Source organism: Clostridium sp. (assembly GCF_032552055.1).
Taxonomy (GTDB): Bacteria; Bacillota; Clostridia; order Clostridiales; family Clostridiaceae; genus Clostridium.
Genome location: NZ_JAWGSV010000018.1, coordinates 1 through 22958, shown reverse-complemented (window position 1 = coordinate 22958; position 22958 = coordinate 1). Strand labels below are relative to the sequence as shown.

Annotated in this window: 23 protein-coding genes; 2 read left to right on the top strand and 21 right to left on the bottom strand. The window is 28.4% G+C overall.

Going from position 1 to position 22958, the window contains the following annotated elements; genetic code table 11:
* The 8 genes from E6248_RS02870 to E6248_RS02835 form a co-directional block, all read right to left on the bottom strand.
* The coding region (locus E6248_RS02870; RefSeq protein ID WP_316339315.1) for a carbohydrate ABC transporter permease at positions 1-763 on the bottom strand (763 nt) is incomplete at its 3' end.
* Positions 763-1632 (bottom strand): carbohydrate ABC transporter permease, encoded by an 870-nt coding sequence (locus tag E6248_RS02865; RefSeq protein ID WP_291664846.1) that lies wholly within the window; start codon positions 1630-1632, stop codon positions 763-765. The genes E6248_RS02865 and E6248_RS02870, both read right to left, overlap by 1 nt.
* A 22-nt stretch (positions 1633-1654) precedes the next feature.
* A complete protein-coding gene (locus tag E6248_RS02860) occupies positions 1655-2452 on the bottom strand; it encodes an HAD family hydrolase (RefSeq protein ID WP_316339313.1) in 798 nt (265 codons plus the stop codon).
* A 16-nt stretch (positions 2453-2468) separates the two neighbouring features.
* A complete protein-coding gene (locus E6248_RS02855; RefSeq protein ID WP_316339312.1) occupies positions 2469-3197 on the bottom strand; it encodes a GntR family transcriptional regulator in 729 nt (242 codons plus the stop codon).
* 358 nt (positions 3198-3555) lie between these two features.
* Positions 3556-4152: a signal peptidase I gene (gene lepB, locus E6248_RS02850; protein WP_316339311.1), complete on the bottom strand. Its 597-nt coding sequence runs from the start codon at positions 4150-4152 to the stop codon at positions 3556-3558.
* On the bottom strand, positions 4134-4676 hold the full coding sequence (locus E6248_RS02845; protein WP_316339310.1) for a GNAT family protein: 543 nt from the start codon (positions 4674-4676) through the stop codon (positions 4134-4136). The genes lepB and E6248_RS02845 overlap by 19 nt, the downstream gene beginning before the upstream one ends.
* A 43-nt stretch (positions 4677-4719) precedes the next feature.
* Positions 4720-4851, bottom strand: a complete 132-nt coding sequence (locus tag E6248_RS02840; protein ID WP_316339309.1) for a hypothetical protein — start codon at positions 4849-4851, stop codon at positions 4720-4722.
* Between the two features lie 3 nt (positions 4852-4854).
* Positions 4855-5310 carry a hypothetical protein gene (locus tag E6248_RS02835; RefSeq protein WP_316339308.1) on the bottom strand — a complete coding sequence of 152 codons (456 nt, stop codon included), beginning with the start codon at positions 5308-5310 and terminating at the stop codon, positions 4855-4857.
* Between the two features lie 133 nt (positions 5311-5443).
* On the opposite strand from E6248_RS02835, the gene E6248_RS02830 reads away from it, so the two are divergent.
* Entirely contained in the window at positions 5444-6973 is a 1530-nt protein-coding gene (locus E6248_RS02830) for an SPFH domain-containing protein (RefSeq protein ID WP_316339307.1), read from the top strand.
* A gap of 121 nt (positions 6974-7094) precedes the next feature.
* Here the strand turns inward: E6248_RS02830 and pepT are convergent, their stop codons facing one another.
* The 10 genes from pepT to E6248_RS02780 all read right to left on the bottom strand — a co-directional run bounded on the left by pepT (position 7095) and on the right by E6248_RS02780 (position 19226).
* A complete protein-coding gene (gene pepT / locus E6248_RS02825; protein ID WP_316339306.1) occupies positions 7095-8339 on the bottom strand; it encodes a peptidase T in 1245 nt (414 codons plus the stop codon).
* 453 nt (positions 8340-8792) lie between these two features.
* Positions 8793-9527 (bottom strand): glucose 1-dehydrogenase, encoded by a 735-nt coding sequence (locus E6248_RS02820; RefSeq protein ID WP_316339305.1) that lies wholly within the window; start codon positions 9525-9527, stop codon positions 8793-8795.
* A gap of 189 nt (positions 9528-9716) precedes the next feature.
* Positions 9717-11414, bottom strand: a complete 1698-nt coding sequence (locus E6248_RS02815; RefSeq protein WP_316339304.1) for an FAD-dependent oxidoreductase — start codon at positions 11412-11414, stop codon at positions 9717-9719.
* 168 nt (positions 11415-11582) lie between these two features.
* Positions 11583-11903 carry a rhodanese-like domain-containing protein gene (locus tag E6248_RS02810; RefSeq protein WP_316339303.1) on the bottom strand — a complete coding sequence of 107 codons (321 nt, stop codon included), beginning with the start codon at positions 11901-11903 and terminating at the stop codon, positions 11583-11585.
* A gap of 171 nt (positions 11904-12074) precedes the next feature.
* Positions 12075-12944 (bottom strand): 2-oxoacid:ferredoxin oxidoreductase subunit beta, encoded by an 870-nt coding sequence (locus E6248_RS02805; protein WP_316339302.1) that lies wholly within the window; start codon positions 12942-12944, stop codon positions 12075-12077.
* A complete protein-coding gene (locus E6248_RS02800; RefSeq protein ID WP_316339301.1) occupies positions 12944-14623 on the bottom strand; it encodes a 2-oxoacid:acceptor oxidoreductase subunit alpha in 1680 nt (559 codons plus the stop codon). Before E6248_RS02800 ends, E6248_RS02805 begins: the two co-directional genes overlap by 1 nt.
* Positions 14624-14652: 29 nt before the next feature.
* A complete protein-coding gene (locus E6248_RS02795; RefSeq protein WP_316339300.1) occupies positions 14653-15684 on the bottom strand; it encodes a hypothetical protein in 1032 nt (343 codons plus the stop codon).
* Complete coding sequence (locus tag E6248_RS02790; protein ID WP_316339299.1) at positions 15674-17164, bottom strand: hypothetical protein; 1491 nt, start codon at positions 17162-17164, stop codon at positions 15674-15676. Before E6248_RS02790 ends, E6248_RS02795 begins: the two co-directional genes overlap by 11 nt.
* A 20-nt stretch (positions 17165-17184) precedes the next feature.
* Entirely contained in the window at positions 17185-17454 is a 270-nt protein-coding gene (locus E6248_RS02785) for a DUF3343 domain-containing protein (protein ID WP_316339298.1), read from the bottom strand.
* A 68-nt stretch (positions 17455-17522) separates the two neighbouring features.
* A complete protein-coding gene (locus E6248_RS02780) occupies positions 17523-19226 on the bottom strand; it encodes a hypothetical protein (protein ID WP_316339297.1) in 1704 nt (567 codons plus the stop codon).
* Positions 19227-19437: 211 nt separating this feature from the next.
* On the opposite strand from E6248_RS02780, the gene E6248_RS02775 reads away from it, so the two are divergent.
* Positions 19438-20202, top strand: coding sequence for a hypothetical protein (locus tag E6248_RS02775; RefSeq protein ID WP_316339296.1), 765 nt, complete (start codon positions 19438-19440; stop codon positions 20200-20202).
* A gap of 231 nt (positions 20203-20433) precedes the next feature.
* On the opposite strand, the gene E6248_RS02770 is transcribed toward E6248_RS02775, so the two are convergent.
* The 3 genes from E6248_RS02770 to E6248_RS02760 form a co-directional block, all read right to left on the bottom strand.
* A complete protein-coding gene (locus E6248_RS02770) occupies positions 20434-20685 on the bottom strand; it encodes a hypothetical protein (protein ID WP_316339295.1) in 252 nt (83 codons plus the stop codon).
* 54 nt (positions 20686-20739) lie between these two features.
* The gene (locus tag E6248_RS02765) at positions 20740-21879 is read right to left on the bottom strand and encodes an aminotransferase class V-fold PLP-dependent enzyme (RefSeq protein ID WP_316339294.1); all 1140 of its coding nucleotides are present in this window, start codon (positions 21877-21879) and stop codon (positions 20740-20742) included.
* A 166-nt stretch (positions 21880-22045) separates the two neighbouring features.
* Complete coding sequence (locus E6248_RS02760) at positions 22046-22573, bottom strand: DUF4489 domain-containing protein (protein ID WP_316339293.1); 528 nt, start codon at positions 22571-22573, stop codon at positions 22046-22048.
* Between the last annotated feature and the right edge of the window lie 385 nt (positions 22574-22958).

Below are 22958 nucleotides of genomic sequence, written 5' to 3'. Positions count from 1 at the left end.
TAATTACTGTTGGAATTAATGCTATTACCGCCCCCGCCATTACTGGACCAAATATAGATGATTCTCTATCCTTTAACATTGTTATACCTACTTGAATAGTACGCATTTCATTTTGATTTGTAACTAACATTGGCCATACATATTGATTCCACATGTTAACAAATGAAGAAATGAATATTGTAACTGAAATAGGTTTAGTTATAGGAATTAACACCTGAGTAAAAAACTTAATATTTCCACATCCATCTATAGCTGCTGCTTCTCTTAAACTCTTTGAAAAAGTTAAGAAATTTTGTCTAAATAAAAATATATTAGCTGCTGAAACTAAGAATATTGATGACATACCTAAGTATGTATTTACAAGACCTAACTTAGAAATAGTTTGGAAGTTAGAACCTATAAGAACATCAGGTGGAATCATAAGTGTTGTCATAGTTAGCATAAACAATACTTTCTTAAATCTAAATTCGAAAAATGAAAACCCAAAGGCTGCCATCATACCAATGATTACTCTTGAAATACTAACTATTAACGCTACTACAAATGAGTTAAACATATATCTAATTAAATCAGTTCTCATAAATGCTGTTATGTAGTTCTCAAACGTCACAGTATTAGGTAATAAATTAGGTGGATTTGATAATATATCCTCCGCTTCCATAAATGAAACAGAAATTGCATATAATATTGGAAAAAGTATAATTAATGCTACAATTATACAAATAATTTGAATAAAGTAATCGTTCAATTGTTTTCTTTTCATTAATATTTTACCCCTTTCTTTTCCCAAGCAAATCCTATCATTGTAAATATAAACGTAATAATAAACGCTATTATTGCTGCTGGATTGGCATCAGTAAAGTTTCCTATTCCTGTTATTTGATTATATATGTATTGTATTACTGTTTGAGTTGAACCATAAGGCCCACCATTGGTTAATATACTCATTAAACTCATCATCATCATTCCATATGCTAAATCTGTTATTATTAAATAGAACATTGTTGGTGATGTTATTGGTAAATATATTTTTATAATTTTTTGTAATGCAGAAGCACCCTCTAAATCAGCACTTTCTATTAATTCTTCTGGCACACTTCTTACAGCTGATAGCATAAAGATAAATGCATATCCTGTAGATAACCAAATTTGAATTATAGCTAGAGCTATCATTGCTACTTTAGGATCATTTAGCCATTGTACATCTATTCCAAAAAATCCATTTATAAATCCTAGAGAAGGAACATATAAAAGTTGGAATATCATAGCTGTTACTGAAGAAGCCATAGCCATTGGTATTGCAAAGCTTGTCTCATAAAACACAGATGTCTTTCTCTTTTTATTAGCTAACAATGCTAGTAAAAGACCAAATACCTTAGAAATAGGTACTGTTAATATTACAAACCAAATTGTATTACCAATTGACTTTATAAAGTTTTCATCTTTTAATACATACTTGTAATTATTAAATCCTACATACTCATGTAAATTTCCAAATCTATCTACTATAAAAAAACTATTTACAAGTGTTTTTATAAATGGATAAAATACAAATACCACGAATAGTAAAAAAGCAGGTGTTAACCATAAATATGGTTCTATCTTTTTTATAAAAGTCTTATTTTTGTTCATTCTACTTTTGTCACACTCCATTTTATAACTTATAGAATTTCTTAACTGCTTGTAGCACACCACCTGCATTAGGATAATCACATACATAGTCTGCTACTTCTTTTAGCTTTGGATCTGCATTCGATACTGCTACTCCAACTCCAACCATATTTATCATCTCTATATCATTTTTTGCATCTCCTATAGCCATAATATTCTTTAAATCTATATTTAAAATTCTTGCTATATTAAGTACACCTTCAGCTTTATTGGTAGATGCAGGCATAATATCTACAGATCTGTCATTATATTTAACGATATTTAACATATCTTTATATGGTTCTAATTTTTCTAATACGGAATCGATACGTCCCTCTGGCAATGGGTCTATTATTAAGAGCTTTTGTATACTTGCAGTATCCCATTCTTCCCCTTCAGGCTTATATATCTCTTCATATCTTCCAAACTTCTTAATTTGATTTCTTATGTAATCATTATGTCTATATGATTTGTTTGATATACCATCACTAGTTACAATTACCATCTCAAGCTCATCAGCATATTCTATAGCTTGTCTTAAAATACTGGCTTTCATTGTAGTCTCCCAAATGAAATTGCCATCTTTTACAGCTCCTGCTCCGTTATTTACAACTATAGGTAAATCTACTTCAAATTCATTAATAAAATCATGAACCTCATCATAACATCTCCCAGTAGCTAATGTAAAAGGTATATTATTTTCTTTTACAAAGTTCTTAAGCTTATGAAACTCTTCTTTTAACTCTTCATTTGTATCTATTAAAGTTCCATCGATATCGCTTACTATAAGCTTAATATCCATACAATTACCTCCTCTTCTATGATGTAAAAGTTCTTACTTTAAGCCCTTTAATATCAGAGCACTCATAGTCCTCACAATATTCCATCACTTTATTCTCTTCTGTATATGTAACTCTTTTAATAAATAATATTGGTTCACCTTCTTCGATGGGCAACTTCCCTTCAATTTCCTTCGGACAAGAAATTGCTCTTATTTCCTCATCAGAGTATTTCGGAATTAAATTAGATTTTACTCTAAGAAGTTCAAATAAAGATTTATTATTTAAATCTTCTGATTGAAAATCTATATCAGAAACTAACTCACAATTAAGATAACTAGTCTGATAGTTTTCTGCTATCCCATCAACTTTTCTAATTCTTTGTATTTTTACAATTTCATCTCCTACATTTATTTGTAGTTGCTTTGCAATTCTGTTGTCTGCCTTTTGATAATCCATAGCATCAATTACAGTTTCAAATTTATGGGTTTTCTTACGTGGTGACTCACTAAATGATAACTTTCTTCTTTCACGCTCTTTATTATTACGCATTTTATTTACGAAAGTTCCCTTCCCTTTTTCTGTATAAAGTACTTGTTTTTCTACTAAATCATCAATAGCTCTTCTAACAGTTGCTCTACTTACATTAAACATCTTTGCATAATAATCTTGTCCATTTATCATATCCCCACTCTCATAAACCCCACTAAGGATATCTTGTACTATACTTTCCCTTATAATTTTATACATAGCTATATTTTTAGACATTTACTTAAGTCTCCTTTTAAATTAATATAGAATACCTCTTAATTTAAAAATATTCCCACATGGCGTGCCATGTTGTAATATAATCATATGTTACTCTAAAACAATATTATATTATCATTTTAAAATATGGCATGCCATGTTATTCCAAAAATAATATGAACTAAATATTTATTGAGTTACTATAATATAATACCATCCTTTTTTACAAAGTACATTAAATATATGTAAAATTTTAAATTTATTTTAATAAATTTTATTCTAGTTATAAAATAAAATTGAACTGTGTATCCTTTTATTAAACATAAATATTACACAGTTCAATTTTAAATTATAATTTTTAAATTTATTATTTTAATTTTTATTCTATAGATCCAAACCTTTCCATTGGAGACACTCTAAATAAGGCTTTTCCTTCAACTTGTCCTATTTTAATAACACCAAAACCTCTACTATCTTCACTTACTTCCCTATTATCACCTAATACGAATAATTCATTTTCATTGACTTTCAGTGGAAGAGAGATGTTTTTATTATAAGTTTCACCCTTTGCATAGGCTTCATCTAATTTTTCACCATTTACATATACAAAACCATTTCTTATATCAACTTCATCTCCTTCCACTCCAATTACCCTTTTTACATATCTTACTCTTGTATCTGTAACATATTTTAATGAAGCAACTTCTTTCATAAATATATAACTTTCTTCTAGAATATTGCCCTTTTCTTCATTCTTAATAAAAACTATTATATCTCCTCTTTGTGGATTTTGAAAATTATAACTTAACTTATCTAACAATAGTCTTTCATTACTATAAAGTGTATTTTCCATAGATTCATGTTCTACTTTAGCCATAGCAAAAACCTTAGTATTTATTAATGATGCTACTATCAAACTTCCTACTACAGTAATAGCAATACCTTTAGATTCCTTTATTAATGTTTTAAATTCCAATTATTCCCCTCCATAAACTCATTCTTTAGAATAGACATTATATATACATTATGAAATTCATTATTTATATATAATGCATCTCGCTTTATTCCCTCTTCTGTAAAACCAGCTTTTTCATACATTGCTTTAGCTCTTGAATTATAATCAAAAACTTCTAGCTCTACCCTATGTAAATTCATTTCATTAAATGCAACTTTTAAAGCTTCCTTTGTAGCTTTATATCCAATTCCCTTATTAAAATTTTCTTTATTAAATATGGCAATTCTAAAGCCGCAACTTCTATATTCATCATCTATATCCATAAGAACTACTTCACCTAATATATTATTTTCCTTACCCCATATAAGAAAATGTCTTCTTTCATCATCGCTAGTACTTTTCTCTACAAAAGTTTTTATTTCTTCTTTAGTTGGATAATGGGTAGTCCCTGTATAATAAAACATATCTTTATCTGGATTTTTAAATCCAACTTCCCAATATTCATTTGTATCTTCTATTGTCAATAATCTTAAGTTTATATTCATCTTTACTCTCCTATTTTAAAATCTCTTTCATTTAAAGCTGATTTTATTGATTTTTCATGCTACTTTCAATATCTTCCATACTTTCTTTTATAGTCCTTTTCACTGCAAATTTTATCATAAAATATAATATAATAGCCGGTATTGCATAAAGTAGTATTAAAATAATAGTTTTCATTAATTATCCCTCTTTAACCTCAATTCCACCCTTAATATTATTTATTAATTCATCTATATTTGTTTCTTCTACAATTTTATATATTGCAGTTTTATACCTTCCATTTTCACTACCGTAAAACCTTAAATATTTATTATCAAGAATTGTGAACCCTAATTTTTCAGAAAAGTTTTCTGAATACATTCTAACTTCAATTTCACTATTTATATCTTCTTTAATTTTACCTTCTTTTATTTTTATACTTTTTAGTTTATCTATGAAAATATTTATTTCGTTCATATCTTTGAATTTATATTCTTCATTATTAACTATTATATTTATAGTTGAAAATTCTGTATTATTATATTTATCAAGAACTAACTCGTAAGTAGTCCCACTTCTAGGAAATGTAGCGTAAATATATAATCCTACAGAAATAATCAATACTGAAATGATAAAATATTTAAATTTAAATTTCATATTACTCTCCTTTCTTCTTAATGATTATTATACACTATCAATTATATTATTTAAAATTTCAACTGTTTATTTTTGGTATTTTTATAAATTTATGATAAAATTATATTGATAATTTATAATTGGGAGGCTACTTATGGATAATGTTTTAAGTACGGTTATGGAGTACTTACCATATATTATTATTGCTTTAGTAGTAATAATACTGTTCTTATCTTTCTGGAGAAGAGTTCCAGCAGATAAGGCTATGGTAATCACAGGCTTAAGAAAAAGAGTCTTATTGGGCAGAGGAGGATTAATGATTCCACTATTAGAAACAGCTTCTACTATTTCATTAGAAAATATATCTATGACCACAGATGTAAGTGAAGCACCTGCAAAACAAGGTATATTTGTTAATATTGTTGGTACTGCTGTTGTTAAGGTCCGAAACGATTCTGAAAATGTTTTAAAAGCTGTTGAACAATTTTCTAATGGAGGGGAAAAAAATACTGTTAATGTTATTAGAACTATAGTTGAACAAATATTGGAAGGTAAACTTAGGGGTATAGTATCTACTTTAACAGTAGAACAAATTAATGAAGATAGATCTTCTTTTGAGCAAAGAATTGAAGATGATATTAGAAATGAACTTGGTTCCATGGGATTAATGTTAATTTCTTATACAATATTAAAAATTAGTACTCAAGGAGGCTACTTAGAAAATAGAGCTAAGCCTCAAATTGCAGCTGCTAAGTCTGAAGCAGATATAGCAGAAGCTGAAAGAAAAAGAGATACTGAGATAAAAACTGCCATAGCTACTAGAGAAGGACAAAAGGCAAAGCTCGAATCTGAAACAGAAATAGCTCAAAGTGAAAGAGATAAAAAAATTAAGCTAGAGTCTTTTAGAGCAGAGCAAGATAAGGCAAAGGCTAATGCTGACGTAGCTTATAAATTACAAGAAGCTGAAAATAATGCATTATTAGCTGAACAACAGGCTTCTCTTGCAGAAAAGGAAGCTGTAGTTGTAGAAAAGAAATTAATTGCTGAAGTTAAGAAGCCTGCAGATGCTAAAAAGTATGAAGTTGAAGTTGCTGCTGAAGCTCATAAAATTCAAGCAATTAGAGAAGCAGAGGCTGAAGCTGAAGCTATAAGAGTAAAGGCAAGCGCAGAAGCTGATGCTAAAAAATTACAAGCCCTTGCTGAAGCTGATGCTATAAGAGCAAAAGGTCTTGCTGAAGCTGAAGCTATCAAAGCTAAGGGTCTTGCTGAAGCTGAAGCTAAGGATAAATTAGCTGAAGCTATGGCTAAATACGGAGAAGCAGCAATAGTTGAAATGGTAGTAAATAGATTACCAGACGTAATGAAGGAAGTTGCAAGTCCACTAGAACAAATAGATAAATTAACTGTTATAGATAATGGTGGCAGCCAAGGCGCTTCAAAGGTTTCAAAAATAGTAACTGATGTAGCTGCTAATGGATTTGAAGTTTTAAAGGATTTAACAGGAATAGATTTATCTAGCGCCTTAAAGAACTTTGTTAATAAGGATAACCTAAATATAAATCCGTCTTCAATAATAAACGAAGTTTCACCTGACTTATCAGAAAAAGAGACAAGTTCTAAAGCAAATTCAGCAAATAATGAAAATGCTATTGAAATAACTAATCTTGAAGAAATAGATGATTAAAATTTTATAAATAAAACTATCAATAAGGAGGCTGCATCTGCAGCCCCCTTATTAATTTAATTCCCAAAGCTCTAAAAGGAGTTTTTTCCACAATTCTTCATTTTTAATTCTTAATTTTTCATTATGCGCTAGCGCTATTACTATATCTTTTTACTATATTAACTATAACTTCTACAGCTTTTTCTAAAGATTCCACTGGCACATACTCATACTTACCATGGAAGTTTTCTCCACCTGCAAAAATATTAGGAGTTGGAAGCCCCATAAATGATAATCTAGCTCCATCAGTTCCTCCTCTTATTGGTCTAATATTAGGAGTTACATTAGCTTCAATCATTGCTTCTTTTGCATTTTCAATTATATGCATTACAGGTTCTATTTTTTCTTTCATATTATTATATTGATCTTTAATTTCAGCTACTACTGTACCTTCACCATACTTTTTATTTAATTCTTTTTCAAGTTCTCTTATCTTATTTTTTCTTGCTTCAAAAGTATCTGTAAAGAAGTCTCTAATTATATAACTTAAAGTAGTATTTTCAACAGTTGCTTCAATATCTGTTAAGTGATAAAATCCCTCATACTTTTCTGTCTTTTCTGGAACTTCATCTAATGGAAGACTATTAATAAATTCATTAGCCACCATTATAGAATTTAACATCTTATCTTTAGCATATCCTGGATGAACGTTAACTCCTTTGATTTTAACTTTTAATCCTGCTGCATTAAAGTTTTCAAATTCAAGTTCTCCTATTCTTCCTCCATCCATAGTGTAAGCAAAGTCTGCTCCAAAGCCTTCAACGTCGAAGTGATCAGCACCTTCACCAATTTCTTCATCAGGAGTAAAACCTATTTTTATATCTCCATGCTCTATTTCAGGATGATTAATTAAGTATTCAACTGCTGTCATTATTTCAGCAAGTCCAGCCTTATCATCTGCTCCTAAAAGTGTAGTTCCATCTGTAGTAATTAATCTTTGACCTACGTATTGCTTTAATTCTGGTGAAAACTTTGGAGATAATACTTCTGAATCATTTAATTTAATATCTCCTCCATCATAATTTTCTACTATTTGAGGATTAACATTTTCTCCGCTATAATCCGGTGCTGTATCCATATGAGCTATAAATCCAATTGTAGGTATATCTTTATTACAATTTTTCTCTAATGTAGCATAAACATATCCAAACTCACTTATTCTTGCATCTTTTAATCCTAATTCCTTTAATTCATTACATAACTTCTCAGCTAATACTAATTGTCCCTTAGTGCTTGGAGTTACTCTAGTTATTTCATCTGATTTTGTATTTATTTTTACATATTCTAAAAATCTTTCTTCTACTTTTTTCATAATGTCACTCTCCATTTTCTATTTATATTTTTCTTTAAGATAAACCTATATCCTACTTTATAAATTTATTAACCCATAAATTAACTACAAATATAGTCTCCTAAAAAGTAAAAATTATACTTACATATATTATCTTATACACTATATTTTAGCACATTATTATAAAATATTTATATCAATAATTATTAAAACTTAGATTTCTTTATTATATAAGTTCTCAATTTGTAGTTATCCTATATTTATATTTGTATTCATCAGACATCCTCAGATGAGAAATAATACTTTTCTTCATCTTCCTCCCCCCATAATAGTATCCATAGCTTTAAGATTTATAGTTTCTAATATTAGACAACACTAATCAGTATTCCTCATAAAGAAAAGCCTAGTGATTAACACTAAGCTTTTCTTCTCTATTTTATATGGACTTATTATGGTAAATACTTAATCACTTAAATATCTTGACTTAATCTACATTGCAGTTAATCCACCATCTACAATGAATTCAGCTCCTGTTGAATATCTTGATTCATCTGAAGCAAGATAAAGAACTAAATTTGAAACTTCTTCAGGTTTAGCTATTCTCCTCATTGGAATTTGATTAGAAAGCTGCTTAATTGCTTCATATGAGTCTCCTTCAATAACCATTGGCGTTTCTATTATTCCTGGATGCACTGAGTTAACCCTTATTCCAAATGGTGATAATTGAAGTGCTGCTGCCTTTGTCATTCCACGAACTGCAAACTTCGTATCTGTATAACCAATTGCTCCACCTACTATACCATTTATAGATGAAATATTTATTATTGAAGCAGTTCCTGCTTTTTTCATCGAAGGAGCTACTGCTTTAATTCCAAGAAAAACAGATATCTGATTTATATCTACAATTTTTCTGTATTCCTGCTCAGTTATTTCTAAAATAGATTTATTCATGGATATACCAGCATTGTTCACTAAAATATTAACTGGTCCAAATATTCCTTCAGTTTCTTCTATAACTTTATCCCATCCTTCAGCATTGGTAACATCATGTTTAATAAATCTTGCATTACCACCCATTTCTTTTTCTAATATTCTACCTGCTTCTTCATTTAAGTCTGTGAAAACAACCTTTGCACCTTCACTTACAAATAATCTTACATGGGATGCACCCATACCTCGTGCTCCCCCTGTAATAATAGCTACTTTATTTTCTAAACGTTTCATTAATAAATCCTCCTTATTTGAATCTGAAATTATTTTTAATAATTATTATACAATAATTATTATCCATTAATTTTTATAGAAAAAGTTGTCTCACTAAATTGTAGTTCAACAACCTCTTCTTCTATCTTATATGCTTCAATTTATCCACTTATTAAGCAATAATAATTAAATTGTATAAGCTCTTTATGTTTATTTAAAATTATACTTAGTCACTATTGGTTCTCTTCCAGTTAATATATCATTATAATATTCATAGTAAGATAAACCTAAGAAACTTCCTGTTATATTAGATACATTATTGTATCCAAGGTTTTGAAGCGCTAATGCAGCATTATAACTTCTTTGTCCTGTTCTACAATGTAAGTAAACTGGGACATCCTTTGGTATTTCATTTACTCTATCTCTTAATTGACTTAATGGAATATTCTTAGCTCCTTTAATATGTCCATTTTCAAATTCCCTAACTTCTCTTACATCTACTATATAAGCATTATCTTCAACTAATTTTCTTACTTTATCTACATTAACTTGCTTAAAGTCTCCCTCTAAAAGGTTTGATGCTATATATCCAGCATAATTTACAACATCTTTTGCTGTGCTAAATGGTGGAGCATAACTTAACTCTAAGTCTTTTAAATCTTCTACTGTCCCACCTAATTTAATAACTGTAGCTATTATATCTACTCTCTTAGTTACATCGCCCTTACCTATAGCTTGAGCCCCTAAAACTTTTCCTGTTGGAACTTCATATATTAATTTAAAATGAATTGGCTTTGCATCTGGCATAATACCTACTTTATCATTAGTAATTAATCTTACAATATCATAGTTTATATTCATATTTAATGCTTTTATTAGTCCTTCATTCAATCCAGTTGATGCTGCATTAAAATCGAATACCTTAATGGCTGAAGAACCAATATAACCTTTGTTAATACCTCTTTTTCCATTAATATGATCTGCAACTGACCTTGCTTGCTTAAGAGCTGGACCAGCTAATGATAGCTTTGTCATAGAATGAGTTAATGCATTATAAACTTCAATAGCATCTCCAACTGCATAGATATCATTATCACTAGTTTTATAATTGCTATCTACTTTAATAGCCCCTGTCTGTGCAATTTCAAGACCTGATTCCTTAGCTAAAGTTATTTCAGGAGAAACTCCGATAGCCATTACTACAGCCTTAGATGTAATTTTCTTTCCTGAATTTAAAACTACTTTATTCTCTTCAAAGTTTTCTACCTTATCTCCTACTATTAAGTTAATTCCCTTATCGTACATTTCCTTGTGTAAAATTTGTACCATATCATAATCAAAAGGTTTTAATATTTGATCCATAGCTTCAATTAAAGAAACATTATAACCAGCTTCTCTTAAATTTTCAGCAGCTTCAACTCCAATAAATCCACCACCAATTACAGCTATATCTTTTGCTTCAAGTTCTTTAACATATCTATTTAATTTATCTATATCTACAACATTTCTAATAGTAAATACATTAACCTTATCTATTCCTGGTATTTTAGGTACTATTGGTTTTGCTCCTGGAGATAAAATTAACTTATCATAGCTTTCCCTATAAATATCCCCAGTTAAATAGTTCTTTACTTCTATTTCTTTATTCTTTCTATCTATCGAAAGAACTTCACTACTTACTCTAGCTTCAATATTATATTGTGCTTTGAACTTTTCTGGACTCATAAGTACAAGTTTATCAGCCTCTTCTATTAATCCACTTAAGTGATATGGAAGAGCGCAGTTTGAAAATGATACATGAGGTCCCTTTTCAAACATTATTATTTTATCTTCTTCACTAAGTCTTCTTAATCTCGCTGCAGCTGAAGCTCCACCTGCTACTCCACCTACTATTAATATTTTTTTCATTAAAAACCACCCTTTCAATTAATAATTAACAATTAACAGCTAACAATTATTTTAGTAATTTCTTATGAATTACTAAAATAAAATTTCTAAGACTCCTTAGGGAGTTTTCTACTTCATTCTTAACTCTTAATTCTTTATTCTTCATTTTTTCTTTATAAAATAGCCAATCTATTTTCTTTTACTTCCTGCATATGAGCCAACTCCACCAGCAACATTTACTACATCAAATCCTAAACCTGTTAATTTACTACAAGCTCTTTGACTTCTACCTCCTGATTGACAAACAATATGGTATTCTTTATTTTTTTCTAAGTACTTATCTGGCTCTTCTAAAAGCTGTCCCATTGGAATATTCTTAGCTGTTTTTATACTTCCTCCTCTATATTCAAATGGTTCTCTAATATCTATTAGATCAATCTTTCCTATTAAATTATCAATATCATTTACATTTATAACCTTTGCTGTGTTCTTATTAAATAAACCAAACATCTTATCATCTCCTAAATTAATTTTTAACTTATATTAATTGTACCCTATATTCTTAAATAGTTATGTGACTTAATCACAAGAGATAACTTCTTGTAGTTTTTATATATTGTTTTTATAAAAATAGAGGTAGATATTCTCAAATTGGAATATCTACCTCTATATTTTTAATTCTTAATTAAATAAGAACTCATCTATTAATTTTTCAGTATCCTTTGGTTGCCACTTTCTATCTATTAAATTCAGACCTGAACTTAATACTGGATGAAGCTCATCATAGCTTTTCTTTGTTTTATCCTCATATATAATTCCTATAGGAATACCTTCATCACCAAATTCTTCTACCTTTTCTAAAGCATTAAATTTACTACTTGCATCATAGCTACCATCTAATTTATATATTCTGTCCTTATACCATTTAAAAGTATTGATTTTATTAAAAACTATACAAGGTTGCATTACATCTAATAAAGCATATCCTTTATGATTTATTGCAGCTTTAATCATTTCTTTTAAATGTACTTTATCACCTGAGAAACTTCTAGCAACAAAGGTGGCACCTGCACTAATTGCAAGAGCTATAGGGTTTAAAGGTTCTACATATACTCCTTCAAATTGCATTGATGTAACATGTCCTTTCCCTGTAGTTGGAGACCCTTGCCCTTTTGTTAATCCATAAATTTGATTATTATGAACCATATGCAGCATATCTACATTCCTTCTTATGCAATGAATAAAATGGTTTCCACCCTCCCCATAAGAATCTCCATCTCCACTAGTAACTATAACTTTTAAATTCTTATTTACCATCTTTATAGCTTGGGCTGGTGGCAATGCTCTTCCATGCAATCCATTAAATCCATTAGCCTTAATATAATGGGGGGTTTTAGCAGCTTGGCCTATTCCTGAAACCATCACAATATCTTCTGGCTTTAATGAAAGTTCTGCTAGTGCTTCTTTAAGAGCAATTAAAATCCCAAAGTTTCCACATCCAGGACACCAAGCATTTTCATCATTACTTTTATATATATTTAAGTCTAGCATTAAATCCCCTCCTTCTCTAAAGCATCTATGATATCTTCTCCATTTAATTGTCTTCCATCATATTTTAAAATACTACCATTCATTAATATTCCTGTTTCTTGTGTTATTAACTTTCCAAACTGTCCTAGATAGTTTTGTTCTACATTTATTATCTTCTTTGCCTTTGAATAGTATTCTCTTAAATTCTTTTCAGGTAATGGATATAAATCTCCAAAACTTAATGCTGATACTTTTTTAGAATTTTTATTTAACTCTTCAATAGCATCTTTTAATGCCCCATAAGTTGAACCAAAACCTACTAATAAAATTTCAAAGTCTTCCTTTCCAATAAATTCAGGTTCTTCCACTTCTTCTTTAAGTAAATTTAATTTTTTCATTCTCTTTTCCATTTGGGCATTTCTTACTTCAGCTTCCTCAGTAATATGTGATTCCTCTGTATGCTCATCACTATCTACTAATACTGTTTGTCCCTTATTATTTCCTGGTATCATTCTTTTAGAAATTCCATTACTAGTAATTTTATATCTCTTATATTCTTCTCCATCTAATAAATCATTACCATCATCTATATAACTTTCTATTTTAACCTTACTTAAATCATACTTAGGTATGATAACAGTAGAATCTGCTAAATATTGATCTGTTAATAATATTACTAATGTTTGATATTTATCTGCTAAATTCAATGCCTTAACAGTTTTATAAAAGGCATCTTCTGCATTTCTAACACTAATTACCGCTCTTGGGAATTCACCTTGTGCAGCAGTTAAAAGAAAGCTTAAATCACTTTGTTCAGTTCTAGTTGGAAGTCCTGTAGCAGGCCCTGGTCTTTGTGAATCAACAACTACAACTGGTGTTTCTGTTATTCCAGCTAGTCCAAAAGCTTCAACCATAAGTGATACTCCTCCACCTGAACTCCCTGTCATTGCTCTAGCCCCTGCATAGGATGCTCCAATTGCAAAGTTAATTGCAGCTATTTCATCTTCTGCTTGATCAACTACTATATTTGTATCAACTTGCCTTTTTGCTAAATAAGTCATTATACTAGTAGCAGGTGTCATAGGATAAGCTGAATAAAAGTTTAATCCACCAGCTAGTGATCCTAATGCTATGGCATTGTTACCATCTATTAATAAGTGATTAGATAAATCCTTCCCTTTTAAACTATATTTAGACCTAATTAAATGATATCCTAATTTAACTGCTTCTATATTTTTATTTTTTATATCTTCTGGAAGCTTATTACTAAAATAATTAAAGGTATCTTTTATATCTATTGAAAAATATTTTAAAACTACTCCAGCTGCAACTGAAGTAAATGCCTTTGATAATCCTAAAGATTTTGCAACATCTAAAAGTCCTAGCTTTAATACTTTATTTTCATCACTTTTTATACTTTTATCTGCTATTATTATCCCATCATCTTTTAACCTATCTTTATGATAAATTATTGTATTTTCATCTAAAGCTAATATTAAATCTAATTTATTTTTATGAGAATATACTAAATTTTCTCCAAATCTAATTTGAATAAAATTATGACCTCCTCTAACCCTTGACATATAGTCTTTATTAGAGAAAGTATATAATCCAGCTTTCTTTATTGATTTTTCTATAAAGGTACTTACAGTATCAAGGCCTTGACCAGCACTTCCTCCAATAAGTATATTGAATTCCATTTATATTACCTCCCTGTCTAATGAATTTTTTAAATATAATTTGTGGTAATATTAAAAACCCTTTCTTCGAATACCTCCTCAATAATTAATCTTAATTCTAAGGCATCTTCTAAAACATATGTCTCCATAGTCTTATCCCCATTATATAAATATATTTTCTTTATATTTTCCCCCTTTATATTTCTATAGATTACCGGTCTTGAAAAACCTTTTTCTTCATCTATTAAAAAAGCACTATATAAATTATTTTCACAGATCCAAAATGCAAAAACTAATCCTCTTTCTTTAACTAATATACAAGATTTTATATCTATCCCCTTAAATAATTCAAATTCATTACTATAATATTTTTCATCTTTATTGTAAAAAACCTTATAATTAATTGTCCTTAATTTATCATATTCCTTTAGGAATAAAAAATGACACTTTTGGTCTATAGGTAAAAAACTCATATCTTCATATTCATAGTTTTCCATTATAATCTCTTCTTTAAAATGTATCATTTCATCTTCAATATCTAATTTTCTTATAATTAAGTTTTCTCTTGAAAAATCCTTTGTAGAAATAAGTATAAAATTATTTTCGCTATTTGAGAAAATCCTATAATCTAAATAATTTATATTATTTTCTCTAAGTATGATATTATTAGATTCATACTCTAAGTACTTATTAAAATTTACAGAAATTATTTCACCCTTACAACAGTCTATATCACTATATAAAAACCTAAGCTGCTGATTATTTTCATAGCTATAAAAATTAATAGGAGATATCTTATTGTACTTCATATAAAGTAATGCCTTAAAAGACCACTTACCTTTTCTTAATTTATACAAAATTATATCTCCACATATATCCTGACATATTAAATTTATTGATGAATCTTTAGAATAAACTATATTAAAATGCCTAAATGCACTTTTGTGAATAATCTTTCCTTCTAACCTTTTACCATCTTTTATAAGCTCATAATAAATACCTATGCTTTCTTTGTATGAAAATTTTAATAAAATATTAGGTTTATATCTGACTAAATAATAGCTATTCTTTCTATTTTCCATTAGTGTACTCTCCTTTATATCTTACTGATTCTTCATATATAGGAAGATTTATAAGTTCCTCTATAGTTGCATAAACTGATATTGAAGTGCTTATATCTAAATTAATATAGTTGTCCATTATATCTGGATTTTTTAATAAACTAGTTGATGATTTAACTGTTATTTCTATATCTTCACTACTAAACTTATGAGAGGTATATAAAATAGCTTTCATTTTTCCATTTAAATTTCCCTTAAAGACCAACCTCTCCCTATCTTCTGTAATTGCTTTTATATAGTATGGAATATTGAAATCAAACCTAAATGTAATATAATCTTCTCTACCTTCTATTTTTTCATATATTTTAGTATTATCACTTATCTTGCAACCTTCAAAGGTTACTACTTCTATATTTAATCCCTTATACCTATTTAAATCCGCCTCTACTTCAACCTTATGGAAAATTATTTTTTCATTATAAGTAGATAAAAGTTTCTTAGCTAATATGGTACATCCTTCTTCATTCTTCCATTTATCTTCTATACTAACTGTTAAAATTTCTTCATTTACTATTCCCTCTGTTATTATTCCTACATCATAAGGATTAGAATTATTTTCACTTATACTAAATGTATTAATTATCTCTTCTCTATTTAAATCAATTATATCTAGGGATCCTTGTCCATCACTTCCCTTACTAATTACTAAAAGTAATTCCTTATCTTGAGATAATTTTATTCTTTGGGGAATTTCAGATGATGGTTTTATTGAGTTTATTATTTTCTTATTTACTATATCAATAAATTCTATAGTATTAAGCCCAATATTTACTGCGTAAAGTATATTTGAATAACCCTCTAAATAAGATATAACTGAGCCTTCTCTAAAATTTATATATGATGTACTTTCATCTTCAATATCTAAAATAGATATGCTCCCCTTATTTTCCTCTCTTTTTATCCCCTTATTTGCAATATAAACATACTTACCTGAATCACTTAAAAGAATATAATTTGGTGTATCTCCTATATCATTAAATACCTTTATAAGCTTATGTGATTCTGTATCATATACATTTATTTTATTTTGAAAAATATCTAATGCATATAATCTCTTTCTTCTTTTATCTATACATATACTATCTACAGCCATAAATCCTTTTATATTATCAATAAGATCACCTGTAATTAAATTATAAATACCTATTGCTTCTGTATTGCAAGCATAAATTTTCTTTGAGGAGAAATCCACCTTAATATTCCCATTGTTAGGCATATAGAATTTTTTGCTTTGCTTAGATTTAAAATCTATAATAGTAACTGTACCATTCCTATCAGTAGCTATATAGACATTGTTTTTTTCATCTACTGCAATTTCATGGGGTCTTGATCCAACATTAATTTCATTTACAATAGTCATACTATCTCCATCAATTACAAGGACTTTTTCTAACCCTATACTAGATACATAATATAATTTTTTACTTATTGAATTAATCATGGATACTCCTCTCCCTTGTATTACTCCACTAATTCATAATCTTCACCTTTACTAGTTTTAATAATTTTAAATACTGCCGTTGGATAAATGTTATTTCTATCTAACTCTAATCTAACCGTTTCCTTATCTTCTTCTCTAATTTTCAAGGCTTGAGTACAGCTTATATTAACCTTATTTGGAGCTGTGACTAATTTACTTTTTATACTTTTTAATCTTAATCTATCATAAATATATAAAGCTCTATGATGAGAAGTAAAGACTATAATATAGCTAAAATCATCTTTTATCATAATTATTCTCCAATCCATCTTTAGATTTTACTATTATTTTATGTTCATATTTATAAAGGTTTCTAATTCTATGATCTTCTTTTTAAAATCCTCTCCATTACTGACTGATTTCTTTCTATTTCAAGTTCAGTATTTAATCTTCTATTTTCTTCTAGCAATAATGATATTTCTTTTTTTATAACTAAAATTTCTTCCTTTAAGTCATTTATTATTTGTTTTAAATTAAAAATGTACTCCTTATTCTCTTCCTCTAACCTCTTATACCCTATTATCTCCCTTGTTAAGTCTTCATTTTCTTCTTTAAAAATATTAACTTCATCTCTTAAAGAATTATTACTTTCATTAATAGAAATTATATCCTCCCTTAAAGTAGTTTCTTGAAGCTCATACTTTTTTAGTCTTCCTCTTAATAGGCTTATTTCACTATTATATTTATCTAAAGAACCTTTAATCTTGATATTTTCTTCTTCTTTTATTTTTAAAATTTTACTTACTTCTTCATAATCACCTTGTAACTTTTTTTGTAGTTCAATAAAAATGCTAGAGTTTTCCTCTGCTTTTCTTTTCTGTTCTAATGCTCTTGAAAGCTGAATTTGATACTTTTCTACGTTTTCTTGATTTTTTCTATCTAATGAAGTTAAATAATCAACTTTTTGTGCTAAAACTCTATTTTCTTCCTTTACTCTTCCTAGTTCCTCTTTAAAAACCTTAGTTTCTTTATTATTTAAAATAACTTCTGTCTTTTCTTTACGGGAGTCACTCTTAACTGTATATAAAAAATCCACTGGATCGTATATAAATAAATCTAGCCCCTTAGTGCCATAAACACTTCTTGAATAAATATAATTTGTGCCTTTATCATCTAAAAATATGTTATACCTACCAATTTCTTCTGCACTATTCTTTATTGCTGATGTAGGTTCATCCCACTTATCTCCACTAAATAATGAATAATATATACTATCATTTTGTAACCATGTTGCAAAAATTTTATCATCTTTATTAAATATTAATGAATCTCTTATATCTTCTTTCCCTGAATAAATATTAAGATAGTTTAGGTTTTGATGAGAATCTACAATGACATGATCCAAGTGATAAATAGAGTTTTCTTTAGATTTATTTAAAATATGAATTCCCGTATTTTCTATTTTAACATCAAAATATATTTCCTCTCCCTGAATCCCATATAGCCTTTTTGACTCTCTCCATCTATTATTTTGAAATATTGAATAATTAAATGAAACCTCGTCACCATCATCTGATAAATAAAATAAGCATATATCATTTCTATATGTTGTTTTTATAGAATAATAATCATAAATACCCTCTCTTAAAATGATATCCTCTACTTTAGTTACATTAGTTTTAGAACCATTCCATAAACAATGAAGAATTAAACCGTGATCACTACCATCATTACTTATAACAGAATAAAAAATATGCATATTTGATCCAATAATAACCATTTTTATATTTTCTATTTCATATTCTTTATTTTCTAAATTATATATGGTTTTCCCAAGCCACTTATTATCCTTCATTGTACAATATCTAAGTTCTCCTTTAGTATTTCCGTACACTAAATGGATACCTCCACCATCTTCTATGAATATACTATAGGATGTAGCTTTAGAATCTATAATACTGCTTTTCGTCCATTTCCCTTCACTATACATAACAGTATAACTTAACTCGCCATCATCTTTCATTGAAAATTTCCATAAGTTATTCTTATAATCAACATAAACCCATGAATATACTCCTTTCATGGTATCCTCTCCTTTAAAAGTACTATTACATAAAATAAATGCATAATTTCCTTATAAAATTATATTAATTCCAGATGATTATTATGCAGATAATACATGATAAAAAATTCCAAATTATTCTATCTTTCATATCACCACTTTTTCATTATTTCATATCATATATTGTAAGCTGTAGAATGCTTATTCTATTATTTTATAAAGGAGGATATATATGTCCATTAACTTTAAGAAATTCGTTCCACGTCCTGGACTAGTAAATAAGCAAGGCCGATTGCCTGATCCTGCTGAATTAGTATGTATTGAAGTTCCTAAGGTATTCGATCAATGTTTAATTAAAAGATGTTTAGTTTATGATGAAGGACCAGATACTGAAACAACTGATTGTGAATTAAGAAGTGATCCACTTGAGAATCCAAAAAGATATATTTCAAGTAAAGATTTTAAAATAAAATTAGTTTGTTTAGAAGAAATTCCTTTAAAGAAACATCCAGGCTATAAAAAAATTATAATAACTTATACAATATCTTTCTACTCTGATTATATTGATTGTGATGGAAAGACTAAAACTGAATTCTTTGAAATAAACAGAACTGATGTTATAGGAAAATTCTATTGTCCTGACTCAATAGTTGAAACTACTAATACATCTGATGAGTATCCAAAAGATACTAATATTATTAAACTTGAAATGGTTGCAGAAGCATTGAATGGTGAAATAGTACAAGATGAGCATTGCAATGAAGTTCTAGATATAACACTCGGATATTATATAGTAGTAAAATGTGAGCTTATAGTTCAACTTCTAATTCCAGCTTATGACTATTGCCCAGTACCAAAAGAACCTTGTGAAGATATTCCTGATGAAGATCCTTGTGAGATCTTTGAAAGATCACCTATTCCTAAGTTCTATCCTGATCAACATCTAGATCCACTCTTCCAAGATGATCAACAATCTGATGATGATGAATTAGATTAGCCCTATTTTTTCTACTTATAAAGTAGTGTCGACATTATAATCTTTAAATAATAAAGTACTTAACTAAGAAGAAAAGGAACTACTATAAATCTAAAACTTTAGTTTTATAATAGCTCCTTTAATTTTTTATAGCTTATATATTTTTCTTATTTATTTCTTCTGCAACCTTATTTGCAAGTATATACTCGTCCCCCACCCCTTTTGCTTGCTTCAAAATAGTAATATTACATCCTATTTTTTTGGTTCACTTACCGCTGCAAGTCCTGCTTCTCCAGCACCTACAATTGCTACTTTTATATTTCCATTAAATTTATTCTTACATATCTCTTTTATATCTTTAGGAGGATTCATAAGTTCTATAATACTATCTAAATCCTCTATTCTGCCCTGCTTCATTAGTTCCTTTTCCAATATATCATGTCTATCATGATCACTAGGATTATTTTCTATATGTTTATTATTTGAATTACTCTTACTTTCCATAACTTCACATCCTAATGTTTATTACATATATTATTTATATGTACTCTGCTTCCTTTATCTCAATTTATATATCTTAATTATATTCTTAATTAACTCCTCAATATCTTTTGATGTATTAAAACATCCTGGGCTTATTCTAACTGTCCCCATATACTCTGTTCCAATAGATTTATGAATTAATGCTGCACAATGATAACCAGTTCTAACAGCAATTTCTGCTTCATTTAGCTGTTCTCCTACTACTGATGAATCTACTCCTTCAATATTAAATGAAACTACTGCCACTCTATTATATATAGACTTATTTCCATATAATTTTATAAAAGGTAGCTTACTTAATTCTTCTAATAATTGTTTAATTAATTTAATTTCTTCATTATATATATTTCTAATTCCAATCTTTTTTATAAATTTAACGCCTGCACTAAGGCCAGCTATTCCTGGGGTGTTACTAGTACCACTTTCAATTATATCTGGCATTTCCTTTGGTTGAACCATAAGATTAGAACTGCTACCTGTTCCCCCTTCTTTAAAGGGTTTAAGATTTATTCCTTCTTTTATATATAACCCGCCTGTACCTTGTGGTCCAAGCAATCCCTTATGCCCTGGAAATGCAAGAATATCTATATTATCTTTTTCAACATCAATATTTATGCTCCCAGCACTTTGAGATGCATCTAAAATAAAAATTAATCCATATTTTTTAGAAATTTCTCCTATAGTTCTAATATCCTGAATACTTCCAAGAACATTTGAGGCATGATTAACTATTATTGCTTTAGTATTTACTTTAATTTCTTCCTTTATATCTAAAGGATTTATAAACCCTCCTTTATCAGATTGTACTATTGTTACGTCAACTCCTTGCCTTGACATAGAGTTTAAAGGTCTTAATACAGAATTATGTTCAATTGTAGTAGTAATTACGTGATCTCCCTTCTTTAGCACTCCTTTGATAGCTATGTTTAAAGCTTCAGTTGCATTGCTAGTAAAAGCAATATTTAATGAATTTTTTATATTGAATAAGCTACCTATTAAATCCCTACACTCCATTATTTTAAGTGCTGATTTAATTGCCATATCATGTGATCCCCTACCTGGATTAGCACAATAGTTTTTCATACAATTTATTACTTCATCATATACCTTTGAAGGCTTTGGAAAAGATGTAGACGCATTATCTAAATATATCATTTTACCACCTTATTTAAATGCTTTAATATATTATATTAAGTCTAATAAATTTTAGTTCTTTTAAAATAAAAACCTATCTGATAAATATAATTTTTATTAAAAAATCCCGAAGTAGAAAATCTATCTTCGGGATTATTTTAGTCTATAATATCTATTTTTTATTTTTCTATCTATCTTCGTCTCTTCTGCATTTATGACAACTATTTTTACAAGTAGATATTGCTCCAAGTGTGGCATTATTAAAAGTTACAATACCTGAACCTGATGCATTTGCAGTAATTGTAGCTTCTACTGTGTAAGTGCAGCCATCATTTTCACGTGAATCAGAATCACAAACAAAGAATGATAATGGCACTGTAGAATTTGCAGCAATGTTCAAAGTCCAAACTGGTCCAACATTAACTCGAGTAATTCTCCTTTCACATTGTTTAAATACTCTTATAATTACTGTACCTGCGAATCCATTTGCAACAGTAGAAATAATAGTTGCAAATTCTAATTTAGTAATTGGGTCGCATATACAAGAATTGTCTACATTAACTGAAGTTACAACCTCAGTTGCTGTTGGAGCAGCAGCAGTTACAAGAATTTGAGTTGAACTTGGACATCCACACTTTATAATTGTTGGACATTTTTTTTCATCTTCACGCTCTCTTCTATTACAATCATTATATCCTCTTGACATTGAATTCATAAATTGAATCCTCCCTTTTATATTATAAATTATTTGTAATATATTATTTATAGTTTTTCTTGATATTTATTTCTATAGTTATAATCTTATTTTAAAGTCACTTATTCAAAGATATCTTTTAGGGTGTACTAAAGGGTTACAATAATTTCTTAAAGTTAATTGATACTTTTCTCTTTTAGTTAAAAAGCCTAATACACTAAATCGATTATCTATATATTATATATTATGTAAAAACTCTAAAGATGTTCTTTTAATTTGTCATATTTTCGATATTGTAATGTGATAATTAAAAATATACTTATTTTTAGGTTACATTTTTACATTGCTGGTTTGAATATATCTGATTAATCATATACAACTCCTTCTTAAAATAGCTCTTTTTCAT

Coding starts and splice junctions, on each gene's coding strand:
- E6248_RS02865 (WP_291664846.1), bottom strand. CDS start 1,632: ATGAACAAAAATAAGACTTTTATAAAAAAGATAGAACCATATTTATGG.
- E6248_RS02860 (WP_316339313.1), bottom strand. CDS start 2,452: ATGGATATTAAGCTTATAGTAAGCGATATCGATGGAACTTTAATAGAT.
- E6248_RS02855 (WP_316339312.1), bottom strand. CDS start 3,197: ATGTCTAAAAATATAGCTATGTATAAAATTATAAGGGAAAGTATAGTA.
- E6248_RS02845 (WP_316339310.1), bottom strand. CDS start 4,676: ATGAATATAAACTTAAGATTATTGACAATAGAAGATACAAATGAATAT.
- E6248_RS02840 (WP_316339309.1), bottom strand. CDS start 4,851: ATGAAAACTATTATTTTAATACTACTTTATGCAATACCGGCTATTATA.
- E6248_RS02835 (WP_316339308.1), bottom strand. CDS start 5,310: ATGAAATTTAAATTTAAATATTTTATCATTTCAGTATTGATTATTTCT.
- E6248_RS02830 (WP_316339307.1), top strand. CDS start 5,444: ATGGATAATGTTTTAAGTACGGTTATGGAGTACTTACCATATATTATT.
- pepT (WP_316339306.1), bottom strand. CDS start 8,339: ATGGAGAGTGACATTATGAAAAAAGTAGAAGAAAGATTTTTAGAATAT.
- E6248_RS02820 (WP_316339305.1), bottom strand. CDS start 9,527: ATGAAACGTTTAGAAAATAAAGTAGCTATTATTACAGGGGGAGCACGA.
- E6248_RS02815 (WP_316339304.1), bottom strand. CDS start 11,414: ATGAAAAAAATATTAATAGTAGGTGGAGTAGCAGGTGGAGCTTCAGCT.
- E6248_RS02810 (WP_316339303.1), bottom strand. CDS start 11,903: ATGTTTGGTTTATTTAATAAGAACACAGCAAAGGTTATAAATGTAAAT.
- E6248_RS02805 (WP_316339302.1), bottom strand. CDS start 12,944: ATGCTAGACTTAAATATATATAAAAGTAATGATGAAAATGCTTGGTGT.
- E6248_RS02800 (WP_316339301.1), bottom strand. CDS start 14,623: ATGGAATTCAATATACTTATTGGAGGAAGTGCTGGTCAAGGCCTTGAT.
- E6248_RS02795 (WP_316339300.1), bottom strand. CDS start 15,684: ATGGAAAATAGAAAGAATAGCTATTATTTAGTCAGATATAAACCTAAT.
- E6248_RS02790 (WP_316339299.1), bottom strand. CDS start 17,164: ATGATTAATTCAATAAGTAAAAAATTATATTATGTATCTAGTATAGGG.
- E6248_RS02785 (WP_316339298.1), bottom strand. CDS start 17,454: ATGATAAAAGATGATTTTAGCTATATTATAGTCTTTACTTCTCATCAT.
- E6248_RS02780 (WP_316339297.1), bottom strand. CDS start 19,226: ATGAAAGGAGTATATTCATGGGTTTATGTTGATTATAAGAATAACTTA.
- E6248_RS02775 (WP_316339296.1), top strand. CDS start 19,438: ATGTCCATTAACTTTAAGAAATTCGTTCCACGTCCTGGACTAGTAAAT.
- E6248_RS02770 (WP_316339295.1), bottom strand. CDS start 20,685: ATGGAAAGTAAGAGTAATTCAAATAATAAACATATAGAAAATAATCCT.
- E6248_RS02765 (WP_316339294.1), bottom strand. CDS start 21,879: ATGATATATTTAGATAATGCGTCTACATCTTTTCCAAAGCCTTCAAAG.
- E6248_RS02760 (WP_316339293.1), bottom strand. CDS start 22,573: ATGAATTCAATGTCAAGAGGATATAATGATTGTAATAGAAGAGAGCGT.